Annotated in this window: 1 protein-coding gene; it reads right to left on the bottom strand. The window is 60.5% G+C overall.

The features are described from left to right. Positions 1 to 103: 103 nt before the first annotated feature. Entirely contained in the window at positions 104 to 466 is a 363-nt protein-coding gene (locus EN884_RS38860) for a hypothetical protein (RefSeq protein WP_063168905.1), read from the bottom strand. Positions 467 to 961: the final 495 nt, after the last annotated feature.

Here is a 961-nt window from a genome sequence, read left to right as displayed (position 1 = left end):
CTCCTGATTCGTCCCAGATGAGGTTCAACCCTAGGCTTCCTTCCGCGTTCCCCTGAAAAACAAATCGTGATTGATCGAAGCTGACCGGCGTAGCCAACCCCATTCATGAGAGCGTTCCGGCCGGACGGCGTACAACGCGCGGACTGCATGACATTCCAGACGATTCCTGCGGAGCTTGGGGCGGATTTGCAGCAAGATGTATTCTGGAAAACGCCGCAAGGCGCCTGTTGCGGCCTGGGTGGGTGCGCAGCAGATCGGCCGGGTCGACCGTGCCGAAAGCAGGCGGATCGAGTTCGGCGAGATCGAATTCATGCACGGCCAATTGCGCCAGCGCTTCGGGAGCGATGGAAACGACGGCGTTCTCCCGGGTCAGGGACCAGGCCGGCTTGCTGTCCACACCCGCCGGATTGACGACGCGACATCCGGTCGGCGTATCGTACCGCGTGATCCGGTCGCTGCCGAGCAAGGCTCTCGATCGGCGTGCGGGCCGCAGCGCAATTCCAGTGGAATGCTCTTTGGCCGGGAATGTCTGCGAGACGGGATCGCGGGCTGAGTCTATGACACTCCGCGCCGCGGTGGCCCTCCAGGGGCCTGCGCTTTCAGGGATTATGTCCAGGACATATCGAGCTGTCCGTTCTCGATTGACGCCCTGGGAATTGCCGCCTTCCCGAGCATCGTCCGTATTTTCCATTGCCTGGCCTCAGCCGCTTGTCTGTCGCCTGAAATCCCCCTTAGCCCGACCCGGATCCAACGTAACGCACATGCTGTGGATAGTGAATAACATCCGTACGCAAACAAAAAATTTTGTTCGGGATAAAAGCCCCTCGGGGCGAGGAACCCAGGCCTTTAGGTCGCGACTACGGGTCAACAGGTTCCTCTGGACCCTTCGGCGCATTGGCTGACGGAGCATCAAACGAAAAACCCGCCTGCTCGGCGGGTCACTGGCGCAAATCAGCACCTG

It is taken from the genome of Mesorhizobium sp. M7A.F.Ca.AU.001.01.1.1 (assembly GCF_004022735.1).
Lineage (GTDB): Bacteria > Pseudomonadota > Alphaproteobacteria > Rhizobiales > Rhizobiaceae > Mesorhizobium > Mesorhizobium ciceri.
Note: the sequence above shows the minus strand (reverse complement) of the source record. Positions and strands in the feature narration are given on the sequence as shown.